Raw genomic sequence first — 23,617 nt, forward strand, 5'->3', positions numbered from 1 at the left:
CTCCTGGCGGGTGGATAAAACCACCCCTATCAGCACCCTCAATCCGGATCGTTGAACTGCATGTTCTGCGCCATGGCGATGGCGGCGCGGCGATCGTTCTCACCGGCGAGCGAAAAAGCCTGCTCCTGCAGGTTCTGTATCCAGGTGCAGTCCGCTGCCGTGCACTTGTCGAGCGCCGCCGTCATGAAGGCCAGCCCCTGCGTCGTCTGGCCTTCCTGGAAGATCAGGTTGCCGAAAATCGACATGGCGCCGGCATGGCCGTGCTTGCGGGCCTGGTTGAGCCACTTTTTGGCCTGCTGCACATCGGCGCGGCCGCCCTCGCCGGCGAGAATCATCTCCGCCAGACGGAACTGCGCCTCAGCGACGCCAAAGGTGGAAGCAACCTGGAAATAAAGCTGGCGGGCCTGCGACAGGTCCATCTTCACCGGGCTGCCGGGAATGCCGTGACGGTAATAATCCGCAAGGGAAAGCAGCGCATTGACGAAAAAGCCGGTATCTTCCGAACCCGGCTCCACGCCCTGATTGGCGATTTCGCTGTAGATCTTGAAAGCTTCGAAGTCGTTCTTGGCGACGCCATCGCCATAGGCATACATATTGGCAAGCGCCCAGCGCGAGCCGGTATGGCCCTTTTCAGCCGCGTAGCGATAGGCCTCGACGGCTTCGCCCTTGTTGCCGTTCTTGTAGGCCTTGAAGCCGAACTTGAACAGGTCGAAGGGGCCGGATTCCTTGGTCACGCCCGCATTAATGTCAAAAGCCGCAGCAGGCATTGCGAGCGACGCAAGCAACATGCCCATGAGGAGCGGCTTTAAAACGTTGGCTTCACATTTCAGCATTTCAGCGAACTTCTCTCACTCTTCCCGGCATATAGCCAATACTTGCGGAATACTGCAAAGCCGAACCCCGCCGGGTCGCGATTTTTCGAACACACTGCGTCTTTCCGGCAGCACTTTCCAGCGCACCACCGGTGGTCTCATGCGGCAATTGCCCTAATTTTCCAGTGAGACAGATATAGGCATAATTTCCGGCAACATAACGGCATTCCGTCATCCACCGGTCAGCGCCAGACAAGAAAGCCGGGCGAAATTCCCGTATTACTTGCTTAAACGCTGAATCCAAACCCGTTTTCACTTTTCTGCAACTCCGCAGGCCCACATCAAACGCCTGCATGTTCTTTCATTCCCGCGCCCTTAAACATAAGCCAAGCACCCTGTTTGTGGCGGGAAATGGACAGATATGCTCACATTCCAACGCGCCCACACGCTTGCAGAAAAGTGTTGCCAAATCGTCACAAAACTTTCGGGCTAGAAAATTTTATCGAGCAGGAATCATAGTCGCGCATGAAAAAAGGCCCGGTTGGTAAACCGGACCTTTATTTTAGCATCTACGGAAGGATGATGTCAGAACTTGACCTTCACACCGGTCGAGATGGCTGCGACGAGGTCGTTGCCGAAGTCGTAGCCCGCCTCGTTGCCGCAGGTGAAGCCTGCACCGCACGGTCCGCCATTGATGGACGAGCTACCGGAGGTCAGGAGGCCGAGAGCGCCGGCAATCTTGAACTCGATGTTCTTGTTCGGGGAGTAGACGATCTGCGTGCCCAGTGTCCAGGTGTCGGTCTGGGTGCCGATGACAGTCGACGTACCGCGATCCCAGGTCAGGCTCACAGCACCGCTCCACTGTTCGTTGAACTTGTGACCGACGCCACCCGAAATCGTCCAGCCGTCGCGATAAAACAGGTCGAGCGTGTTGAGCGTGTCAGCTCCGCTCGGAACGCACGGCGACGTGCCGACCGCGCAGAAAGGAATAACCTGAATCTGGCTCCAGTCCGTCCACTTCACCGAACCGAAAGCAAGCCAGTCCGGCGCGATACCGGATTGCACCTTGAGTTCGATACTATCAGGCATGGAAACAGAGCCATAGATCGGCACGAGCTTGCCACCATATTTCGCAAGCGTCGGAGAAATGGACGGCGGCGTCTGCGGGATCGCCCTGACGTCGGCGAAACCGGTCAGGTCGTGATCGACGGCGCTGTTGTAAACGAGGCTCGCACGGAAGGCGATCTCGGGAATCTCATAGGCCATGCCGGCGCGCCAGCCCCAGCCGTCACCTTCCATCTCAAGTTTGCCAACGCCGCTGAAGCTGGACCAGGCCGGATTGAGGCCCAGAACGGCCGGCCCGAGAACCTGACGGTATTTATAACCGCTGAGTTCCTGATAGAAACCACCGCCTATAATCGAGAAGTCGCCTTTGCCAAGATCGAACTTCACCCGGCAGGTAGTGGCGTAATTGTGGGACTTGACCTTGGTTTCGATATTGTAGCTCGATCCCTGCCAGATGCCGGGATTGAGATGCGCGCCCCAGGGCTGCGAATAGTCGAACATGCAGTCGCCGAAGTCACCGATTGCCGCTTTGGCGCCGATCCGGGTCGACCAGAAGTTTTCAGAGTCATCTGCGCTCCTTGACCAGGCCGCAGGCAGCGGGCCGCTCTTCAGCGGATTGTCCCGGGCATTTTCCACCTTGCGCTGCGGCGCGACGAAGGTTGCAGAACTGTCGAGAACATAATCGGACGGATCGAACAGCAGGTCGATATTGTAACCGCCGCGCTCAAGGCCGCCAGCCAATGAGGGCGTTACCGCCGCGATGCTGACTGCGAAACATACCGCGCCGCGAAAAATTGCAGTTTTTGCCATCTCTCTCCCCAATCAAGGCAATGTGATCATCAAAAGAGTGAAGCGCTTCGCAGCAAATGACAATCTGCCGCACTCTGGCACAGTTCTGCGACACTTCTCCATTTTTTACGTAAGAATTTCATGTCGATCCCCTTGCATAATCATTTTAGGTTATTTTTCTAATCCCATTGAAGCAATCAGACATAAAATGAAACAAATTCCCACTTGAGGCAGGAATTGTCGCCAAATAACCACACTCACGGGTTTCCCGAGGAAACGCGCTTATCAGGCCGTTTTTGTTGGATTTTTTGGCTGTTTCAGAGGTTTTTGGCCGGGCAAGGCGTGAAATAATCGCTCTTTCGGGTGCCCATGATTCGCCGTTGCAGTGCAGCAATCAATGGATACGAATTGTTACATAGAAACAAAAACGCCCCGTTCCGAACGGGGCGTTTTGTTTTCATGAAAAAGCCAGAGGCAGCTATTACCCCGCTTCGCTGACCCGCGTGAGCGCCGTTCTCAGGCTTGCAAGCTGCACTTCCAGCTCCGCCTTGCGCTCGCGCTCGGCGGCGACCACTTCCGGATCGGCATTGGCCACGAATTTTTCATTCGACAGCTTCTTGTCGATGCGTTCCATTTCCGCATCCACCTTGCCGATCGCCTTTTCGAGACGGGCTTCCTCGGCGGCCAGATCGATGAGCTTGCCGAGCGGCAGGCAGACCGTGGCCTCACCGACGATGATCTGCGCGGAGCCCTTCGGTGCGACATCGGCGGCGCGGATTTCATCCGCCCGCGCCAGGCGCCGGATGGCGGCGGCGTGGCGGTCGAGCCGCGCTTCGGTAGAGGTATTGGCGCCGACAACCACCAGCGAGGCGGTAGCGCCCGGCGGCACGTTCATCTCGGCGCGCGCGGAGCGAATGCCGGAGACGAGATCGATCAGCCAGTTGATTTCGGCCGCCGCGGCATCGTCGCGGAATTCCGGCACCGGCCAGTCGGTCAGGCAAAGCAGATTATCCCGCTCCTCGCCCTCGCCCGCCGTATGCGCCCACAGCTCTTCCGTCATGAAGGGCATGAAGGGATGCAGGAGCTTGTAGATCTCGTCCAGAACATAGGCCGCGCAGGCCTGCGATTCCCTCTTGGCCTTTTCGTCTTCGCCGCTGAAGACAGGCTTCAGCAGTTCCAGATACCAGTCGCAGAACTGGTTCCAGACGAAACGGTAAAGAATGCCGGAGGCGTCGTTGAAACGGAAGTTCTCAAGCGCCGCCGTCACGTCGCGCGCCGTATTGGCAAGCTCGGTCAGAATCCAGCGGTTGATGGTCAGCGACGCGGTTTCGGCAAGGAAATGCGGGTCGCGCTTCACGCCGTTCATCTCTGCAAAACGCGTCGCATTCCAGAGCTTCGTGCCGAAGTTGCGATAACCGGCAATACGCGCCGGATCGAGCTTCACGTCGCGCCCCTGCGCCGCCATGATGGCAAGCGTGAAACGCAGCGCATCCGCACCATATTCGTCGATCAGTTCCAGCGGATCGATGACATTGCCCTTGGACTTCGACATCTTCTGGCCGTTCTTGTCGCGAACCAGCGCGTGGATATAGACCGTGCTGAAAGGCTCGACCGGGTTGCCGGCATCGTCCTTCATGAAATGCAGGCCCATCTGCATCATCCGCACCACCCAGAACGGGATGATGTCGAAACCGGTCACCAGCACGTTGGTCGGATAATAGCGCGCCAGTTCCGGTGTCTGCTCGGGCCAGCCGAGCGTGGAGAACGGCCAAAGCGCCGACGAGAACCAGGTGTCGAGCACGTCTTCGTCGCGGGTCAGGATTTCACCCGGCTTGAAGTTCTCAAGCTTCTCCTCGACCCAGGCCTTCCACGGACCTTCATGGGCGATGTAGTGCTGGATGGCCGCCTGAAGCGCCTCTTCTTCGGTCTTCTCAACGAAGACCTGTCCGTCCGGGCCATACCATGCGGGAATCTGGTGTCCCCACCACAATTGCCGCGAGATACACCAGGGCTGGATGTTCTCCATCCACTGGAAGTAGGTGTTTTCCCAGTTCTTCGGCACGAAATTGGTGCGGCCTTCGCGAACGGAAGCAATCGCCGGCTGGGCGAGCGTCTTGTTGTCTACCCACCACTGGTCGGTCAGTCGCGGCTCAATCGGCACACCGCCACGGTCGCCATGCGGCACCACGTGCTTGTGCGGCTCGATCTTGTCGAGCAGGCCGGCTTCCTCGAAGATTTCGACGATGATCTTGCGGGCGGTAAAGCGGTCCTGCCCTTCCAGACGATCCCATGCGCCATGCAGCGCCGCGGGATGGCTGAGACCCTCGAGGAAATCCTCGTTTTCCTTGATGGAGATCGTGCCGTCGATATTCATGATGTTGATGGCGCGCAGGCCGCAGCGCTTGCCGACTTCGAAATCGTTGAAGTCATGCGCAGGCGTGATCTTAACCGCGCCCGTGCCGGCTGTCGGGTCAGCATAGTCATCGGCGACGATCGGGATTTTGCGGCCGACGATCGGCAGGATGACATGCTTGCCGATGATGCCCTTGTACCGTTCATCCTTCGGGTTCACCGCAACGCCGGTATCGCCGAGCATGGTTTCGGGCCGCGTCGTGGCGACGACGATATAGTCGCGCGTTTCGAACTCGGTGGGCTTGCCCTCCTCGTCGAAAGCGACCGGGTATTGATAGGTGACACCCTTTTCCAGCGGATAACGGAAGTGCCAAAGGTTGCCCTTCACCTCGATCTGTTCGACTTCCATGTCGGAAATCGCAGTCTGCAGCTTCGGGTCCCAGTTGACGAGGCGCTTGTCCTTGTAAATCAGGTTCTGCTTGTAAAGGGTGACGAAGACCTCGAGAACGGCCTCGGAAAGACCCTCATCCATGGTGAAGCGCTCACGCGACCAGTCGCAGGAGGCGCCGAGACGTTTCAGCTGGTTGAAGATCAGGCCGCCGGATTCGGCCTTCCATTCCCAGACCTTCTCCACGAAGGCCTCGCGGCCCATCTCGCGACGGCCCGGAAGCTGCTGCTCCATCAGCTTGCGCTCGACGACCATCTGCGTGGCGATGCCGGCATGGTCCATGCCCGGCTGCCACAGCACGTCCTTGCCGCGCATGCGCTCGAAGCGGACCAGAATATCCTGCAGCGTGTTGTTGAGCGCGTGGCCCATATGCAGGGAGCCGGTCACATTCGGCGGCGGGATGACGATGGTGAAGGTTTCCGCGCCCGGCTTGGCGTTGGCGCCGGCACGAAAAGCGTTAGCCTCGTCCCAGGCTTTGGCGATCTTCGGTTCGACGGATGCGGAATCGTAGGTCTTTTCGAGCATTTCCTGACCTGAATTTTAGAGTTCTTGTGTGGATTTTTTTAAATAAGGATGGACGGGAGAGAGTCAACAGAAACCCGCCCGCGAGCCAACCATTGAGCGGACCCGTAGGTGACTATGCCCCCATAACATCTTCATCTTCAACAAAAAAGCCGCCCCGATGCCGGAGCGGCCCCTGTTTCGTCGCATCCGCCGCAATCGCACATGCGGCCGGAGCAGACCTTAGCGGCGCGAACCGCGCGCCACGCGCTCGATTTCCTCGCGCACCAGACGCTCGACGAGCGTCGGCAGATTGTCTTCCAGCCAGTCCTGCAGCATCGGGCGCAGCATTTCTGCGGCCATATCCTCGATCGAGCGCCGCTCGACGCCGTCGAAAACCTCTGCAAGCTCGCTGAACGAACGGGCGATCTGCGCACCGGCAGCGGCGGAAAGAAGATTGAGCGACAGACCGCCCTCACCATCCACCTCGTCTTTTGCCTGTGGCTCGGCCAGATCGAATGCCGGTTTCTCAACGGCAGGTTCCAGCACCGCTATGTCGAAACGCTCGACTGTCAGCGGCGTTTCGAGGGCGCCGCGCAGCGAAAGCTGATCGAAGCGGTTTTCGGCCGAAGGCGCGCTTTCGATGGCGGCAGCAGCGGCGCGATCCTCAGCGGCAAAAGATACCGGCTGCTCGCTCACGCTGGACGCCGGCTGCTCGCTCACGCTCGCGGCGGCCGCAGCCGCCATCAGCGGCCGAACATCTGTCGGGCGCTGCGGTGCGGCGCGTTCGGAAGACGGCGCGGACGAAGGCTGCGATACAGTCGGCGCAGCAGCCTGCGGCGCGGTCTCGGCCGCGCCACGCTGGGCCTGCGCGGCGAAAGCCTGCGGCCCCATGGCTGCGTTACGGTCTGCGGCGGCACGCACACGGGCGGCAACATCGGCAAGGGACATGGTCTTCTCGGCGAAGCTTTCCTGCCGTTCGGCCACCGACCCCTCAGAAACCGGCGAAAAATCCGGTGCAGGCCGTGCGCCAAAAGCCTGGTTTGCGGCGGGGGGAACGCGCGCCGGCGGGCTGATCGGCTCCGCCACGAAGGCCGCTTCGCTCGCAGCCTCGTCTTCATCGTCATAGACCGGCGGCAACTGCCCGGAAAACGCACCGGCAGGTCCGGTCTCGTTGCTTTCGATGATCCGGCGGATCGACGCCAGAATCTCTTCCATGGACGGTTCACGCGCTACGCTTGGCTGAGCCATATCAATCCCCGGTTTCCACTCTTCGAGCGCCCTTGCCGCATCCCTCGGACACCGGATGAGCGCTCCTTGACCTGTTCAATTTTCACATCGCGTTTTCGACAACCGAAATCGATCGTCACACCGATGCTCTGAAACATGGCCGGCCAAGCGCCTGAGCATTTCGCCGTCCCTGTCGCAGGATCATGCGGGGCAGAAATACGCACACCCCGAATCACCCTTAGTTTAGGTCAGCATAGCGAGGAACTAAATCACTGATTCGACAAGTTTCGTGATGATGCACAGCTTTGTGAGAACGGCCCGAAAGGACGCACTCCGCCGGCAAACCGAACATAAAAACGCCGGGGCGGAAACTCCACCCCGGCGTCAAAAAGAAGATGATCGTTTGCCGATCAGAAAACGAATTCGGCCGCCTTGGCAAAGCCCGGCAGCGGCTTGACCGAAGCATTGAAGAAAGTGGCGGCCGATGTGCTGTTGCCATCGCGGCGATAGACGGTGGCCTTCGCGGCGCCGCCATATCCGACGACGACAACCAGACGGCCGCCGTCACGCAGCTGGTCGGTCAGTGCCGCCGGCACTTCCTCCACCGAGCCGTTGATGAAAACGAGGTCATAGGGTGCTTCGCCCGCATAGCCCTTTTCGAGATCGCCGGTCACGACCGCGACATTGTCATATCCGAGCGAGGCGAGCGTCTCGGTCGCCTGTGCGGCCAGCGCCTCATCGCTTTCAAGCGAAACCACCGAACCGGCAAGCTGCGAAAGGATGGCGGCAGCATAACCTGCGCCGCCGCCGACTTCCAGCACCACGTCCTCCTTCGACACGGCCGAAAGCTGCAGCAGCTTCGCCAGCGGCGAGGTCTTCATGACATAACGGGCCGGACGGCCATCGCGGGCGGGACAGATCTGCAGGTCCTCGTCCACATAGGCAATCTGCCGCACGCTCGCCGGCACGAATGCCTCGCGCGGCACGCTCAAAAACGCCTTCAGCACGGAATGCGACGTCACGTCGGTCGTGCGCAACTGGCTGTCGACCATATTGGCGCGTGCGGTTTCGAAATCCATCATATCGTATCGCCTCAATTTCACGGATGCCGGTCGGGAAGCCTCGGCTCCAAAAGCTCAAAACGGCAGGGTCTCACCCTCGCCTTTGGATAATCTCATAATTGCCCAAGCGCACGCTTTCAAGCGCGCTAAGCCGGATGTGTGGGAAAAAGCGAAACAGCGGAGATTTCCGGAACAGCAAATGACCGCGAAGCGGGGTCAAATATCGAAAAAACATTGCGTTCGTGGAAGTTTTTGGAGGCCTCGCCCGGAATTGAACCGGGGTACAAGGATTTGCAGTCCTCTGCGTCACCACTCCGCCACGAGGCCTCACACGCTCATCAATCAAGCGATGGCGGGCATTTAGAACGAATCCATTATGGGCGCAAGAGGGTTCGTTCCGAATGTGGTGTTTTTTCGGATCGGACCGGCATGCCGTTAAGGCCAGCCTCCTAAGCGCTTAAGATTCCGAAGCTTTTTGTATCTTCCTTATATTCCAGAAAAAACAAAGCCCGCATCCGGCGCGTTTGCGCCGTTGCGGGCAATGCTGCATTTCCTCTGCCGGCCGGTCAGAGCCGCCCCAGCAGAACCAGGATCAGGACGATCACCAGAACCAGTCCGAGACCGCCTGACGGGCCATAACCATAATTATGGTAACCCCAGCTTGGCAGTGCGCCGATCAGGAAAAGAATGAGCAGGATGACGAGGATGGTGCCGAGCATGTGTAACCCTCCACTATTGGCATATGTCCTGCCTGTTTGAATGATGAAACGCGCAAAAAGTTCCCTTTCCTGTATAGCCGGCAGCATAATGGTGAAAAGGCATCCTCTTCCGTTTCAACGGGTTACACCGGAAATTCGGGAATGCGGCCTTGTCTGCTCCGTCGCGGGAAGTAATTCTCTGGCTAATTATATCGCGACAAAAGCCCTGAAGGGCTGCAGCGGACCGGCATTCATCGGCCTTCACCAAAGCAGCGATTTATTCGAGGTAATTTCTCGGCCTATGTCTATCGGCAGTTGTCCGTCATATTAGCGCCAGTCCCCCGTACCCTGAAACTGGCGGGAGACGGAGAGATCTGGCATCACTGGCAGTGCGCCAGATCTCTCCCGCCCCTCCCCACGCTCCTCGAATTCTCCTTTGCAGGCACACGGATATTTTACCGGCTGTGTTCGGGTTTCCCTTGCCTTGCCGGTTTCACTCCGGCTAGACCCCGGACCGGGAGGGAGAAACGAGAATCATATGTCCGGTTTTGCGAACCTCATCCCGCTTTTCATCTTCGGCCTCCTCGTCTACTTTTTCTTTCGCTGGGTCGCGCGCGACATTCAGAATCCGAAGAGCAAATAGTCGGGGAAATCGTCTCCGGCCCCCTGCCCGCCGGGAACCGCCGCGCCTCGACATCGTTTTCACGGACGCACTTCGGAGGACAGGATGAAAACGCTCGTATCTTCGGCCGTTATCGCGCTTACACTGGCGCTTGCCGGATGCACCACGGCCGGACCGGCCGCCTATGTCGGCCCCGCGCCCTATGTCGAACCCATCCCCGGCAGCATCATCTACAGGGGCCAGCCGCGAACCAAACTGACGAAATCGCCGATCGGCAGCACCTTCACCCATGAATTCCGCATCGACGGCAGCACGCGGGCGGTGGAAACCTATCGCATCGCGCCGGACCGCTCGCTGGAACTCATCGACCGCCGCATCATTCGCGACTGGCTGTTCGGGCGCGACGACTGACCGCACCGCAACCGGCAGAAACGCCCCCGCAACGGGATTGCGCATCCCGGCCGCTTGGTTTAGAGCCGGGCGCGACAACCACTATGGATAGGCGATGAATACGCGCTGGCAAAAACCCGTCCTCATCGCGTTCGAAACGCCGGGCGACTATACAAGCATCGACACCACGCAGGCGGCCTCCTGGGCGCTGATCGAGGATTGGCCGATCGAAGACGGGGATGCGCTGGACAAGGCGCTGCTGATCTGCGCCGCCGTCGATGCCGGCAGGAAAAAGCCCGAGGACGCGCGCAGGGCCTTCATCGCAGCCGCAATCGAAGCGGGCCTCGATATCAAGGCCTGACGGCGGAGCGACTGCCGGCCGTCGACTAAAAACGCCGCCTGCGGCGTCAGCTTTTCAGGATAAGACGTTGGATGGATCGCAACAGATGGAAGCTTCCGGAAACATGAAAAAAGCCCTGTTCATTTTTCTTCTCTCCTGCCTGGCGATCGGCCTTCTCGGCCACCTCGTGGTGGCCTTCGTCGTCACCGGCTGAAGCGCGAAAATCCTCTCCGCCGGAAGACGGCGCGACTGGACGTTAGAATTTCCTGAATTTCATTCTTTCGTTATGGAACCGCGATAAACTCTGGCCGTTCTCTTTTCATCCAACAGGAGGAGGATTGGAATGCGTGACGGATTGAACGGTTTTCTCGAAATCTCGATGCTCGGCTTCGTGGTCGCAAGCTGCCTTTTCATGGTCAACCTACCGATCTGACCCACGGCAAAAATTCTTCTCCGACAGCACCGGCGACGTGACGTTCCGGGAGTAAAAAATGCGGCCTTGTGGGCCGCATTTCTTTCAACGCATCACCCAATCAGGCGGAAAGCTTGGCGGCGAGTTTCGCCACATGCGCGCCCTGGAAACGGGCGGCCTCCAGTTCGATTGCGGAGGGCTGGCGCGAGCCGTCGCCATCGGTGATGGTGGAGGCGCCATAGGGCGAGCCGCCCTTGATTTCATCGACGCCCATCTGGCCCTGGAAAGCATAGGGCAGACCGACGACCGCCATGCCATGGTGCAGGAAGGTGGGGATGAAGCCGAGGATGGTCGATTCCTGCCCGCCATGCTGCGTGGCGGAAGAGGTGAAGGCCGAACCGACCTTGCCGACCAGCTTGCCGCCGAACCACAGGCCGCCGGTCTGGTCCCAGAAATTACGCATCTGCGAGGCGACCGTGCCGAAACGCGTGCCGGCGCCGACGATGATGGCGTCATATTCGGCAAGCTCGTCCACCGTTGCGATCGGCGCTGCCTGATCGAGCTTGAAATGCGAGGACTTGGCGACTTCTTCCGGCACCAGCTCCGGAACACGCTTCACGACGACATCGGCGCCCGTCGATTTTGCGCCTTCGGCGACAGCGTAAGCCATCGTTTCGATATGACCGTAAGAAGAATAATAGAGTACAAGAACTTTCGTCATTCTCTTCGTTTCCTTTGTTGTAACTGTTTCCGGCGTACCGGCGATAAGCTTCTTCAAAAATTCAATGATCATCGGCGTTGACCCGTCAAATGTATGTGAAGAAAACCTAGCCGAGAGGCCCTTATCCCGCCAGCCGGGGATTGGCATACGCACTGTTCACCATGAGTGAACGGAAAACCGAAACGTCAACCATTTACAAAAAGACATTTTTTCAAAACCGCTTTGCATTCCCCGGGAGCGGGGCTAACGTCGGGTGAAACAGATGACGAGTGCAACCATGTCCAGTCCCTCCTCCGCCCAATCCGTCGTGACCGCCGCCATGCTTGCCATTGGCGACGAACTGCTTTCGGGCCGCACCAAGGACAAGAATATCGGCCACCTCGCGGATGTCCTCACCATGTCCGGCATCGACCTGAAGGAAGTGCGCATCGTCGCCGACGAGGAGGAGGCGATCGTGGAAGCGCTGAACGCGCTGCGCGGCCGTTATGACTATGTCTTCACGTCAGGCGGCATCGGCCCGACCCATGACGACATCACCGCTGATGCGGTCTCTGCGGCGTTCGGCCTGCCCTGCGAGCACGATGCCGAGGCGCTGCGCCTGCTGGGTGACATGTATCGCGTCCGCGAGATGGAGTTCACCGAGGCGCGCAAGCGCATGGCGCGCATGCCGAGAGGAGCCGCCCACATCGCCAATCCCGTTTCCGTCGCCCCCGGCTTCGTCATCGGCAATGTTTACGTCATGGCCGGCGTGCCGCAGGTGTTTCAGGCCATGCTGGACAATGTCATGCCGACGCTGCGTACCGGCGCGAAGGTCATGTCGCAGGCGGTGCGGTCGCCCTATGGCGAAGGCGATATCGGCACGCCGCTGACGGCCATCCAGAAAGCCCATCCCGAAACCAGCATCGGCTCCTATCCCAAATATGACGGACAGCGCTTTTCGACGGAGATCGTCGTGCGCGCCCGCGACGCCGGCGTCCTGAAGGCGGCAGCAGACGCGGTTGCCGCCATGATCGAGACCATCGGCCATGAAAAAAGACTGGCAGCCAGCAAGGGCGATGCAACCGCCTGAAACAGAAGAGGCTTGAGACAGAAAAGGCTTGAAACCGGGAAGTTTTGACCAAAATCAAGGTGGCGGTCTTTAAAGGCGGCCACTCTCCCCCTGAGCATTTACAGGAAAAGCGGAACAGCTTTTCCGTCCGGACAATGCGTAAAACAGAGACTTGGATCGTCCTGGCAATTCGAAGAAAAGCCAGAACGATCTGAAAACGACATGTCACCGAGGAGAGAGAAATGGGTTACAAGACGATATTGGCAGTGGTCGACAATGTTTCGAACACGCAGAAGCTTGGCGAATTCGTGGTAAGCCTTGCCGATCAGTTTTCCTCGCATGTGATCGGCCTGCATATGGAAACGCTGGCCGCCGTTCCCCTCGTCGCGCCGATGGAAATTCCCGACCCCGCCACCGTGCAGGCGCTGCAGGACGTGGCGCATAAGGAAACCACCGACGTCGGCACTATCTTCGAGCGTACGCTGTCCGCCAACGGCATCTCGCATGAATGGCGCAGCTTCGTCACATCGGTGGGTTACGCCTCCGCATCGGCAATCGACAGCGCCCGTTGCGCCGATCTCATCGTCGCCCGCCAGAGCAGCTCCTCCGCACTTTCCGACAGCCGCTCGGACATTGACGGTTTCTTCTATGAAAGCGGCCGCCCCGTTCTCCTCGTGCCGCATGTGCTGACCGTTGCGAAACCGATCAAGCGCGTCCTGATCGCCTGGAACGGCTCGCGCGAGGCGACCCGCGCCACCTTCGACGCCCTGCCCTTCCTCAAGGCAGCCGATAGCGTCGAGATCTTCTCCGTCGATCAGGCCGAGAGCGAAACGCAGTCTTCCGGCCTCGCCGGTGCGGAACTGGCCGCCACGCTCGCCCGCCACGGCGTCAACGTCACCGTGACCTCGCAGGAAAAGATCGCCGGCGTCTCGCCGCAGGCGGCCATCGAAAACCGGCTGTCCGATAACAGCATCGACCTTCTTGTCATGGGCGCTTATGGCCATTCCCGCTGGTGGGAACTGCTGTTCGGCGGTGTCACCCGCACCCTGCTCGATTCCATGACGGCGCTGACGCTGCTGTCGCGTTAAAACCGGTGGAAGTGGATTGAGCCATAAGACCGTGCGGAAAGCTTGCCTTTTTGCCGGTCTTGCGGCTATTAGCCAAAGCCATCGACAATTTTGACCAGATGGTAGACGACATGTCCCTTCCCGATAAAGCCTTTCCCGTCTCCTGGGACCAGTTCCACCGCGATGCCCGTGCGCTTGCCTGGCGTCTTGCCGGCCTTGAGCGGGAGTTCCGCGCGATCGTCTGTATTACCCGCGGCGGCCTCGTGCCGGCGGCGATCATTTCCCGCGAGCTGAATATCCGCCTGATCGACACGGTCTGCATCGCCACCCGCCATGATTACGTCAACCAGGGCGAAACGGTTCTGCTGAAGGGTGTCGCCCCGGAACTTTCGGCTGATGGCGGCGAAGGCGTGCTGGTGCTGGACGACCTGACCGATACCGGCAAGACGGCGCTCGAAGTGCGCGAAATGCTGCCCAAGGCGCATTTCGCCTGTGTTTACGCCAAGCCGAAGGGCGTGCCGACCATCGACACCTTCGTCACCGAAGTCAGCCAGGACACCTGGATTTATTTCCCCTGGGACATGGGCTTCACCTATCAGGAGCCGATTGCCAAGGGATCGCGCGGCTGACCAGCCCCGAAGAGAAAAATCAGGCTTTGAAACCGCCCTATCGGGGCGGTTTTTTTATCTGGAAACGGCTTTATGGCGACAGCTAAAAAACACGGAAAAACCGCAGTGTCGCCTTTATGCCTCACCCCGAAAATGCGGGGTTTTGCCTTTCCCTTGCGGAAACCAGCCTCGCGCAAGCTTCAAACTTTCCCGCCAAGTCACTGATTTTTCTAAGAGCTTTTCCTATCCCCGTTTTCCACAGGCACTCCACACAATATCTTGTGGTTAAAAATGGGTTTCAATCTATGGCTTGACGAATCTGTGCCGCGAGAGGAAAGTGACAATTATGTTGCGGCGGCAACGGACCGGAAAGTAACGAGGCCGGTTCCTCTCCATCTTCAGCGCGCATGTCCAAAGCGGCGTCCCGGCCATGAGGGGGCGGTTCGCCGCAGGCTTTTGCGCGCCTTTCGGAACCGCCAAAAACATGACGCGGGGACTGGCGGCAGGAAGCTGTTGATACTATATTTAGTATTCCATGACATGCTTGCAGCCGAATAAGCCACGAGATACAGGGATGACATCCAAGGATGAACATCCCTTTCAGATCGGCAACAACCGGCTGCGCGAAGGCATCGCACGGCTGGACCGGATTTTTGCGCCCTTCACCGGGCGCCCAATGGACGAGGACAGAAACCATGCGCATTGAACGCCGCTTCACGAAGCCCGGCCAATCGCCTTATGCGGAGATCGACTTCCGCAAGGCCGTCAGTGAAATCAAGAACCCGGATGGATCGATCGTGTTCCGTCTGGCGGATATCGACGTTCCCGCGCAGTTCAGCCAGGTCGCCACCGACGTTCTGGCCCAGAAATATTTCCGCAAGGCCGGCGTGCCGAAGTTCCTTAAGAAGGTTGAGGAAAACGACGTTCCTTCCTTCCTGTGGCGCTCGGTGCCCGATGAAAAGGCGCTGAAGGATGTGCCGGAAGCCGAGCGTTTCGGCTCCGAGACCGATGCGCGTCAGGTTTTCGACCGTCTGGCCGGCACCTGGGCCTATTGGGGCTGGAAGGGCAAATATTTCTCGTCCGAAGAAGATGCGCTGGCTTTCCGCGACGAGCTTGCCTACATGCTCGCCACCCAGCGCGTTGCGCCGAATTCCCCGCAATGGTTCAACACCGGCCTGCACTGGGCCTATGGCATCGATGGCCCCGGCCAGGGCCACTTCTATGTCGATCCCTTCACCGGCAAGCTGACCAAGTCCAAGTCCGCTTACGAACATCCGCAGCCGCATGCCTGCTTCATCCAGTCCGTTGAGGACGACCTCGTCAACGAAGGCGGCATCATGGATCTGTGGGTGCGTGAAGCGCGCCTGTTCAAATACGGCTCCGGCACCGGCTCCAACTTCTCCTATCTGCGCGGCGAAGGCGAAAAGCTTTCCGGCGGCGGCCGTTCCTCCGGCCTGATGAGCTTCCTCAAGATCGGCGACCGCGCAGCCGGCGCCATCAAGTCCGGCGGCACGACCCGTCGCGCAGCGAAGATGGTCGTCGTTGATGCCGATCACCCCGATATCGAAGCCTATATCGACTGGAAGGTGAACGAGGAGCAGAAGGTTGCCGCTCTCGTCACCGGCTCCAAGATCGTCGCCAAGCACCTGAAGGCAATCATGAAGGCCTGCGTCAACTGCGAGGCCGACAATGGTGACTGCTTCGACCCGGCCAAGAACCCTGCCCTCAAGCGCGAAATCCGCGCCGCCAAGAAGGACATGGTGCCGGAAAACTACGTCAAGCGCGTCATCCAGTTCGCCGAGCAGGGTTACAAGGACATCCAGTTCAAGACCTATGACACGGATTGGGATTCGGAAGCCTACCTCACGGTATCCGGCCAGAACTCCAACAACTCCGTCTCGCTGAAGGATGACTTCCTGCGCGCTGTCGAAAATGACGGCGACTGGAACCTCACCGCCCGCAAGGACGGCAAGGTCATGAAGACGCTGAAGGCCCGCGACCTCTGGGAAAAGATTTCCCATGCCGCCTGGGCGTCCGCCGATCCGGGCCTGCACTTCAACACCACCATGAACGACTGGCACACCTCGCCGGCCGCCGGCCCCATCCGCGCCTCCAATCCGTGCTCGGAATATATGTTCCTTGACGACACGGCCTGCAACCTCGCCTCGCTGAACCTTCTGCAGTTCAAGGATCAGGCGACGAAGCGCATCGATATCGCTGACTACGAACACGCCGTTCGCCTGTGGACCGTCGTGCTAGAAGTGTCCGTCATGATGGCGCAGTTCCCCTCGCGCCAGATCGCCGAACTCTCCTATGAGTACCGCACGCTGGGCCTCGGCTACGCCAATATCGGCGGCCTCCTGATGTCCTCGGGCATTCCCTATGACAGCGCCGAAGGCCGCGCCATTGCAGGTAGCCTCACCGCGATCATGACTGGTGTGTCCTACGCCACCTCGGCCGAAATGGCCGGCGAGCTTGGCCCCTTCCCGGGCTTTGCGCCGAACCGCGAAAACATGCTGCGCGTCATCCGCAACCACCGCCGCGCCGCCCTTGGCCAGTCGGAAGGTTATGAGGGCCTGTCGGTCAACCCGGTCGCACTCATCCATGGCGACTGCCCGGATCAGGACCTGATCGCCCACGCAACAGCCGCCTGGGACAAGGCGCTGGAACTTGGCGAAAAGCACGGCTACCGCAACGCCCAGACGACCGTTATCGCGCCGACAGGCACGATCGGCCTCGTGATGGATTGCGACACGACCGGTATCGAGCCCGACTTCGCGCTGGTGAAGTTCAAGAAGCTTGCCGGTGGCGGTTACTTCAAGATCATCAACCGCGCCGTTCCGGATGCGCTGCGTTCGCTCGGTTATTCCGAAAGCCAGATCGCCGAGATCGAAGCCTATGCCGTCGGCCATGGCAATCTCAACCAGGCGCCCGGCATCAATCCCTCGACGCTGAAGGCCAAGGGCTTCACCGATGAGAAGATCGAAGCCGTCAACGGCGCGCTGAAGAGCGCCTTCGACATCAAGTTCGTCTTCAACCAGTGGACGCTCGGCGCCGACTTCCTCAAGGAAACGCTGAAAGTTTCCGACGAGGAGCTCTCCGACATGAGCTTCAACCTGCTCGAGCACCTCGGCTTCGGCAAGAAGGACATCGAAGCGGCGAACGTTCACGTCTGCGGCGCGATGACGCTGGAAGGCGCACCGTTCCTGAAGGCCGAGCATCTGCCGGTCTTCGATTGCGCCAACCCCTGCGGCAAGATCGGCAAGCGTTACCTCTCGGTCGAATCGCATATCCGCATGATGGCGGCGGCACAGCCCTTCATCTCCGGTGCGATCTCCAAGACGATCAACATGCCGAACGATGCCACCGTCGAGGATTGCGGCGCGGCCTACATGCTCTCCTGGAAGCTGGCGCTGAAGGCCAACGCCCTTTATCGCGATGGTTCCAAGCTTTCCCAGCCGCTCAACGCCTCGCTGGTGGAAGACGAGGACGAAGAAGACCTGATCGAAGAGCTGATCCAGCAGCCCGCCGCACAGCAGGCCGTGACGATCACCGAAAAGATCGTCGAACGCGTCATCGAGCGCGTCTCGCGCGAGCGGGAAAAGCTGCCGAACCGCCGTCAGGGTTACACCCAGAAGGCAACTGTGGGCGGTCACAAGGTCTATCTGCGCACCGGCGAATTCGGTGACGGCCGCATCGGCGAAATCTTCATCGACATGCACAAGGAAGGTGCGGCCTTCCGTGCGATGATGAACAACTTCGCCATCGCCATCTCGCTCGGCCTGCAATATGGCGTGCCGCTGGAAGAATATGTGGAGGCCTTCACCTTCACCAAGTTCGAACCGGCCGGCATGGTGCAGGGCAACGACGCGATCAAGAACGCCACGTCGATCCTCGACTACGTGTTCCGCGAACTCGCCGTCTCCTATCTCGGCCGCCATGATCTCGCCCATGTCGATACGTCCGACTTCTCCAATACCGCACTCGGCAAGGGTATTCAGGAAGGCAAGACCAACCTCGTTTCCACCGGCTGGACCCGCGGTTACAAGCCGACGCTGGTTTCCAGCAATGGCGGCGAACGTTCGTCTTCCGAACCGAAGGGCTCGGCAACGGCAGCCCCTGCCCGCGCCTCGGCCAACGTGACCTCCTTTGCCGGCTCCGCCGCCCGCAAGCTGGAACCGACCGTCTCCGTCGCGACCTCCGAAATCGTCTCCTTCAAGCGGGACTATGAAGAGCGCGCCCGGGAACTGGCCGAAGAAATCGCCGAGGAAGTCATCGACGACGTCGCCCAGGAATCCCAGCAGACGGCAACCGCCCTCTTCTCCGACAAGGCCGCCGCCGACGCTGCATCGGCCAAGACGGAAGCCAAGAAGGTGGAAAACGAACGCCGCATGCGCTCGATTGCACAAGGCTATACCGGCAACATGTGCTCGGAATGCCAGAACTTCACGATGGTGCGGAATGGCACTTGCGAGAAGTGCGATACTTGCGGTGCGACGAGTGGGTGCAGCTGATATCGTGCACGTGAAGCGAAGTTCCTCGGCCCGCACAAAGTTCGGGCCGAGTGAAAAGAAGACAGTCAAAGGATTGGGCAATGTCAGAGTTTAATTGGGCTTGCCCTTTTGTGGTCGACACCAAACTGTTTCAGATCAAAAGCTCCATGTACGGGATTTTGGCATTTATGTTGGTGAAAATGCCGATGGGGACATCGGTTGTCGCGTGATAGCAATTGGTTGTTCCAACAGTGAATGCAAAAAAGTCGAAGTTCGTTTTATTTATGGAAATACGCAAGAGGACATGAGTGGAGAAATCGTCGAGATAGACGAGATCAAGCATGTTAGAGTCACGCCAGAAAGTTCGGCTAAAATTCTACCTGAATATATTCCGGCAGCAATAACACAGGACTATTATGAGGCCTGTCGGATAGTCAATTTGAGCCCAAAAGCATCAGCAACATTGGCACGTCGATGCTTGCAGGGAATGATAAGAGATTTTTGTCGTATATCGAAAGCCAGACTTGTCGATGAGATCGCGGAAATCAAAAAGAAATTTGATGAAGGTAACGGCATCAGAGGCGTTTCAGAAGAAAGCTTTGAAGCTATTGATGCTATACGAAAAATTGGAAATATTGGTGCACATATGGAAAAAGACATAAACATTATTGTTGATGTCGATCCTGAAGAAGCATCCATTCTTATTAGCCTCTTAGAAAGTCTTTTTGATGAGTGGTATGTAGCTCGATACAAACGAGAAGAACGCTTCGCGCGAGTGACAAAAATTGCGATAAAAAAGGAAGAGCAAAAAAGATCGGTGACAGCTGCATCTCAAGACTGATCTAAATCAAAAACTACGCATTTCTGAATAAATATCAAATCAGACAAAACGGCGCGTGTCCAATATCTAACCATAATGGCTGGTAAAACCGATCAAACCGACTGGGTCCGTCTTCACGCCATGACCGACGAGGAAGCGCAGGCCAATGCGCTGGCCGACCCTGATAATCTACCGCTTTCCGCCGAACAGCTCGCCGCAGCTCCCAGAATGCCGAGGATCAAGATCATCCGCCGGGCTCTGAAGCTGACGCAGGAAGAGTTTTCCGCGCGTTATCATATTCCGCTCGGCACCTTACGTGATTGGGAACAGGGTCGCAGCGAGCCGGATCAACCGGCCCGCGCCTATCTAAAGGTCATCGCCGTCGATCCGGAGGGAACGGCCGCCGCACTCCGTAAAGGTGCGGCCTGACCCACCTCACCCCACAAAATCCACCAGCAACTTCACATTCAACGCCGCAATCACCACCGCGATCAGCCAGGCAAAGGCCGAGAGCCAGAGCGGTGAGCGCAGCTCGCCCATCTTGGCCTTATCGGCGGTGAACATCACGAGCGGGAAGACGGCGAAGGAGAGTTGCAGGCTCAGCACCACCTGCGTCAGGATCAGTAGTTCCGCCGTGCCGCTGTCGCCATAGAAGATGGTGACGCCGGCGGCTGGGACGATGGCGATGGCGCGGGTAATGAGGCGGCGCAGCCAGGGGGCGAGCCGCATCTTGAGGAAACCTTCCATCACGATCTGCCCGGCAAGCGTTGCCGTGACGGTGGAGTTGATGCCGCAGCAGAGGAGCGCCACGCCGAACAGCGTCGGCGCGATGGCAAGGCCGAGCAGCGGTGCCAGCAGATTATGGGCTTCGCCGAGTTCGGCAACGGTCGTCTGCCCCGCCTTGTTGAAGGTCGCCGCCGCCAGAATGAGGATCGAGGCGTTGATGGTGAGGGCGAACATCAGCGCAATGGTGGAATCGAGCGTCGCGAATTTCAGCGCCTCGCGCTTTTCGGCAATCGTCTCGCCGATTTCGCGGGTCTGCACGATGCCCGAATGCAGATAGAGATTATGCGGCATGACGGTGGCGCCGAGAATGCCGAGCGCCAGATACAGCATGTCCGGATTGGTGACGATCTCCGTCGTCGGCGCGAAACCGAGGATCACCTGCCCCCAGTCGGGGTCAGCGAGCGCCACCTGAATGGCGAAACACACGGCGATGACGCCAAGCAGGGTGATGACCAGCGCCTCCACCCAGCGGAAACCGAGCTTCTGCAGATAAAGGATCAGGAATACATCGAGCGCGGTGATGAGGACGCCGAGTTCGAGCGGAATGCCGAAAATGAGGTTGAGGCCGATGGCCGTGCCGATGACCTCGGCGATATCGGTGGCGATGATGGCGATTTCGGCCAGCAGCCACAGCACCATCGCCACCGGTTTCGGATAGGCATCGCGGCAGGCCTGGGCGAGATCGCGGCCGGAGGCGATCGCAAGACGGGCGCAGAGCGATTGCAGCACGATCGCCATGATGTTCGAGACCAGCGCGACGGTGAGCAGCGTGTAGCCGAATCTGGAGCCGCCGGCGAGCGACGTCGCCCAGTTTCCGGGATCCATGTAACCGACCGCAACGAGATAGCCGGGCCCGAAAAAGGCCATCGCCCGGCGAAAAGTGCCGGCATTCGGTTTGATCCGGATCGAGCTGTGAACGTCGGACAACGAGAGATCGTCGCCGTTCCGTCGCCATCCAAAGACTGGCTTGTCCATTTTCTGCGCTTTCGAAATGGGAGATTGAATTGATGCAATTGCAAATCATTCGCATAAGCGGCGCCGACTGGCAAGGGGCGTTTTGCGGCCAGGGTACGATGACGCAGCGTGTCCGGTTCGGGCGCGAACTGGCAGACGATCACGCTCTTGTGGCTAGCCCTCCTCTCCTCCCCTCCGTGCGTCGGCTGGATTCCGTCCAAGACAGGGATGATGGAAGTCGGGGAAAAGGGCGGCAGCAAATGCGGAGAGGCTGCCCTACCGGAGGCCTCACGGCCTTGTCATCGCCCTGCTCCGCCGATTTCGGAACCGCCTCGCACCCGCCTGCGTTGATCTTTCAGGAAGCAACCTATTGCGGGAAAGTTCATGCGACAGGGCCACAAATTCAGCCTGGTGAACCATCCGAGCCGATGGCCGAAATATATCATGGCGCACAGAAAGCCGCGCGACTGGCTGATGACGATCAGCGGCATCGTGCTGCTGTTCATCGTCGCCGCCGCGGTCGCCATGGGGTATCTCGTCACCAGCCATCCCGGCAAGCCGGAGCCCAACCCCGGCATCGTGGAGGAACAGGCAGCGGAAAACGGCGGATAGATTGCGGCGCAGGCACGCCGCTTATCAGCTCAGGCCCGCAAGGTGTCCGCTGAACTGCGCCTCGTGCAGACGGCTGTAATGGCCCTTGGCGGCCAGCAGTTCGGCGTGGGCGCCGGTTTCGGCAATGCCGGTCTGGTCCACCACCACGATGCGCGAGGCATCGCGGATCGTCGCCAGCCGGTGAGCGATGACGAGTGTGGTGCGGCCTTTGGCAAGCTCCGTCAGCGATTGCTGGATGGCGCGTTCGGTTTCCGTGTCGAGCGCCGAGGTCGCCTCATCGAGTATGAGGATCGGCGGGTTCTTCAGGAACATGCGGGCAATGGCAAGACGCTGTTTCTGGCCGCCGGAAAGCTTGACGCCGCGCTCGCCAATGACGGTATCGAGCCCGAGCGGCATGGCCTCGATGACGCCATCGAGACGGGCGCGCCGCACCGCATCCATGATGTCCGCATCCGAAGCGCCGAGCCGGCCATATTCGATATTCTCGCGGATCGTGCCGCCGAACAGGAAGACATCCTGCTGCACGATGCCGATCTGGTTGCGCAGCGAAGCAAGCTTCATCTTGCGGATATCGATGCCGTCAATGGTGATCGCGCCGCTGGTGACATCGTAAAAACGCGGCAAAAGCGAGCAGAGCGTCGTCTTGCCCGCACCCGAAGGGCCGACAAAGGCCACCGTCTCGCCGGCGCTGATCTTCAGGTCGATATTGGTAAGAACCGTCTTGCCCTCGGCATAACCGAAACCGACATGGCGATATTCAATATTGCCGCGCAGCAGCGGCGCTTCCACCGCATCCGGCGCATCGACGATATCGGGCGCGGTGTCCAGCAGCTCGGTGAAGCGGCGGAAACCGGCAATGCCCTTGGGATAGGTCTCGATGACCGAATTGATCTTTTCCACCGGGCGGAAAAATACGCCGACCAGCAGCAGGAAGCCGACGAAACCGCCTTCCGTCAGGCTGCCCGTCAGCACGAACCAGGCGCCGCAGATCATCACGATCATCTGCGTCAGGCGCATGCTCATATAGCTGAGCGAGGTGCTGGCGGCCATGATCTTGTAAGCGTCGAGCTTCGTGCGACGGTATTTCTGATTGTCCTTCTCGAACAGCGCCCGCTCGTGATCCTCATTGGCGAAGGCCTGCACCACCCGCATGCCGCCGACATTTTCCTCGATACGGGCGTTGAAATCCCCCACCCGGCCGTAAAGCGCGCGAAAATTCTGCGTCATGCGGCCGCCGTAACGGCTGGTTACCCAGGCGGTAACGGGCACGACGGCGGCGGTGATGAGCGCCAGCGGCACATTGACCGAGAGCATCAAGAGGAACGCGCCGATGAAGGTCATGATGGCGATGAACAGATCCTCGGGGCCGTGGTGGGCCACCTCGCCGATCTCTTCCAGATCCTTGGTCAGCCGCCCGACCAGATGACCGGTCTTCTGGTTGTCGAAATAACGGAAGGAGAGCTTCTGCAGATGGTCGAAAGCCAGACGCCGCATGTCGGTCTCGATATTGATGCCGAGCATGTGTCCCCAATAGGTGACTGTCGCCATCAGCCCGGTATTCAGCACATAGATGACCAGCAGCCCCACGGAGGCGGCAAGGATGATGGCCCATTCACCGCCCGGCAGCAGCACATCCACAAAGGCCTTCACCGCCATCGGAAAACCGAGTTCGAGCACGCCCGACAAAACCGCGCAGGAAAAATCGAGAATGAACAGACCGCGATAGGGGCGATAATAGGCGAAGAAACGGCGGAGCATGGCATGACCTGGAGATCGGGCGCGGCAACC

At 59.2% G+C, this 23,617-nt stretch carries 20 protein-coding genes and 1 tRNA gene; 10 read left to right on the forward strand and 11 right to left on the reverse strand.

The window, feature by feature from the left end; all coding sequences use genetic code 11:
* Positions 1–38: 38 nt before the first annotated feature.
* From exoR to O3W47_RS24395, 8 genes are all read right to left on the reverse strand, one after another.
* Entirely contained in the window at positions 39–833 is a 795-nt protein-coding gene (gene exoR, locus O3W47_RS24360; RefSeq protein ID WP_003509731.1) for an exopolysaccharide production regulator ExoR, read from the reverse strand.
* Position 834: 1 nt separating this feature from the next.
* The gene (locus O3W47_RS24365; protein ID WP_269314769.1) at positions 835–1,167 is read right to left on the reverse strand and encodes a hypothetical protein; all 333 of its coding nucleotides are present in this window, start codon (positions 1,165–1,167) and stop codon (positions 835–837) included.
* Positions 1,168–1,397: 230 nt separating this feature from the next.
* Positions 1,398–2,687 (reverse strand): outer membrane protein transport protein, encoded by a 1,290-nt coding sequence (locus O3W47_RS24370; protein WP_065656003.1) that lies wholly within the window; start codon positions 2,685–2,687, stop codon positions 1,398–1,400.
* Between the two features lie 460 nt (positions 2,688–3,147).
* Positions 3,148–5,991 (reverse strand): valine--tRNA ligase, encoded by a 2,844-nt coding sequence (locus O3W47_RS24375; protein WP_269314770.1) that lies wholly within the window; start codon positions 5,989–5,991, stop codon positions 3,148–3,150.
* A 219-nt stretch (positions 5,992–6,210) separates the two neighbouring features.
* Positions 6,211–7,218 (reverse strand): cell division protein PopZ, encoded by a 1,008-nt coding sequence (gene popZ / locus O3W47_RS24380; RefSeq protein WP_269314771.1) that lies wholly within the window; start codon positions 7,216–7,218, stop codon positions 6,211–6,213.
* A gap of 389 nt (positions 7,219–7,607) precedes the next feature.
* On the reverse strand, positions 7,608–8,279 hold the full coding sequence (locus tag O3W47_RS24385; protein WP_269314772.1) for a protein-L-isoaspartate O-methyltransferase family protein: 672 nt from the start codon (positions 8,277–8,279) through the stop codon (positions 7,608–7,610).
* Between the two features lie 232 nt (positions 8,280–8,511).
* Positions 8,512–8,585: transfer RNA gene (locus O3W47_RS24390), tRNA-Cys, on the reverse strand.
* Positions 8,586–8,824: 239 nt separating this feature from the next.
* On the reverse strand, positions 8,825–8,977 hold the full coding sequence (locus O3W47_RS24395) for a DUF3309 family protein (RefSeq protein WP_269314773.1): 153 nt from the start codon (positions 8,975–8,977) through the stop codon (positions 8,825–8,827).
* Between the two features lie 706 nt (positions 8,978–9,683).
* Between O3W47_RS24395 and O3W47_RS24400 the strand changes: the two genes are divergently transcribed.
* Together O3W47_RS24400 and O3W47_RS24405 are read left to right on the forward strand one after the other, a co-directional pair.
* Positions 9,684–9,989 (forward strand): hypothetical protein, encoded by a 306-nt coding sequence (locus tag O3W47_RS24400; RefSeq protein ID WP_080816873.1) that lies wholly within the window; start codon positions 9,684–9,686, stop codon positions 9,987–9,989.
* A 94-nt stretch (positions 9,990–10,083) separates the two neighbouring features.
* A complete protein-coding gene (locus O3W47_RS24405; RefSeq protein WP_080816871.1) occupies positions 10,084–10,329 on the forward strand; it encodes a DUF982 domain-containing protein in 246 nt (81 codons plus the stop codon).
* Positions 10,330–10,841: 512 nt separating this feature from the next.
* Here O3W47_RS24405 and wrbA read toward each other — a convergent pair.
* On the reverse strand, positions 10,842–11,441 hold the full coding sequence (gene wrbA, locus O3W47_RS24410) for an NAD(P)H:quinone oxidoreductase type IV (RefSeq protein ID WP_059760465.1): 600 nt from the start codon (positions 11,439–11,441) through the stop codon (positions 10,842–10,844).
* A gap of 277 nt (positions 11,442–11,718) precedes the next feature.
* Here wrbA and O3W47_RS24415 point away from each other — a divergent pair, with 277 nt between their 5' ends.
* The 7 genes from O3W47_RS24415 to O3W47_RS24445 all read left to right on the forward strand — a co-directional run bounded on the left by O3W47_RS24415 (position 11,719) and on the right by O3W47_RS24445 (position 19,906).
* Positions 11,719–12,510, forward strand: coding sequence for a competence/damage-inducible protein A (locus O3W47_RS24415; RefSeq protein ID WP_080816869.1), 792 nt, complete (start codon positions 11,719–11,721; stop codon positions 12,508–12,510).
* A gap of 221 nt (positions 12,511–12,731) precedes the next feature.
* Complete coding sequence (locus O3W47_RS24420) at positions 12,732–13,577, forward strand: universal stress protein (RefSeq protein WP_269314774.1); 846 nt, start codon at positions 12,732–12,734, stop codon at positions 13,575–13,577.
* Positions 13,578–13,687: 110 nt separating this feature from the next.
* On the forward strand, positions 13,688–14,185 hold the full coding sequence (gene gpt, locus O3W47_RS24425; protein WP_003523375.1) for a xanthine phosphoribosyltransferase: 498 nt from the start codon (positions 13,688–13,690) through the stop codon (positions 14,183–14,185).
* Between the two features lie 553 nt (positions 14,186–14,738).
* Positions 14,739–14,870, forward strand: a complete 132-nt coding sequence (locus O3W47_RS24430) for a hypothetical protein (protein ID WP_256364474.1) — start codon at positions 14,739–14,741, stop codon at positions 14,868–14,870.
* On the forward strand, positions 14,860–18,678 hold the full coding sequence (locus O3W47_RS24435) for a vitamin B12-dependent ribonucleotide reductase (RefSeq protein ID WP_269314775.1): 3,819 nt from the start codon (positions 14,860–14,862) through the stop codon (positions 18,676–18,678). Before O3W47_RS24430 ends, O3W47_RS24435 begins: the two co-directional genes overlap by 11 nt.
* A gap of 94 nt (positions 18,679–18,772) precedes the next feature.
* A complete protein-coding gene (locus O3W47_RS24440; RefSeq protein ID WP_269314776.1) occupies positions 18,773–19,498 on the forward strand; it encodes a DUF4145 domain-containing protein in 726 nt (241 codons plus the stop codon).
* 75 nt (positions 19,499–19,573) lie between these two features.
* Positions 19,574–19,906 (forward strand): helix-turn-helix domain-containing protein, encoded by a 333-nt coding sequence (locus O3W47_RS24445; protein ID WP_162936633.1) that lies wholly within the window; start codon positions 19,574–19,576, stop codon positions 19,904–19,906.
* A gap of 6 nt (positions 19,907–19,912) precedes the next feature.
* Here the strand turns inward: O3W47_RS24445 and O3W47_RS24450 are convergent, their stop codons facing one another.
* Positions 19,913–21,238, reverse strand: a complete 1,326-nt coding sequence (locus tag O3W47_RS24450) for an Nramp family divalent metal transporter (RefSeq protein WP_269314777.1) — start codon at positions 21,236–21,238, stop codon at positions 19,913–19,915.
* 363 nt (positions 21,239–21,601) lie between these two features.
* On the opposite strand from O3W47_RS24450, the gene O3W47_RS24455 reads away from it, so the two are divergent.
* Complete coding sequence (locus O3W47_RS24455) at positions 21,602–21,829, forward strand: hypothetical protein (protein ID WP_003523379.1); 228 nt, start codon at positions 21,602–21,604, stop codon at positions 21,827–21,829.
* A gap of 24 nt (positions 21,830–21,853) precedes the next feature.
* Here O3W47_RS24455 and O3W47_RS24460 read toward each other — a convergent pair whose 3' ends face one another.
* Entirely contained in the window at positions 21,854–23,587 is a 1,734-nt protein-coding gene (locus O3W47_RS24460; protein WP_269314778.1) for an ABC transporter ATP-binding protein, read from the reverse strand.
* Between the last annotated feature and the right edge of the window lie 30 nt (positions 23,588–23,617).

Origin of the sequence: Agrobacterium sp. LMR679, assembly GCF_027157905.1 — a bacterium.
GTDB classification, from domain to species: Bacteria; Pseudomonadota; Alphaproteobacteria; order Rhizobiales; family Rhizobiaceae; genus Agrobacterium; species Agrobacterium leguminum.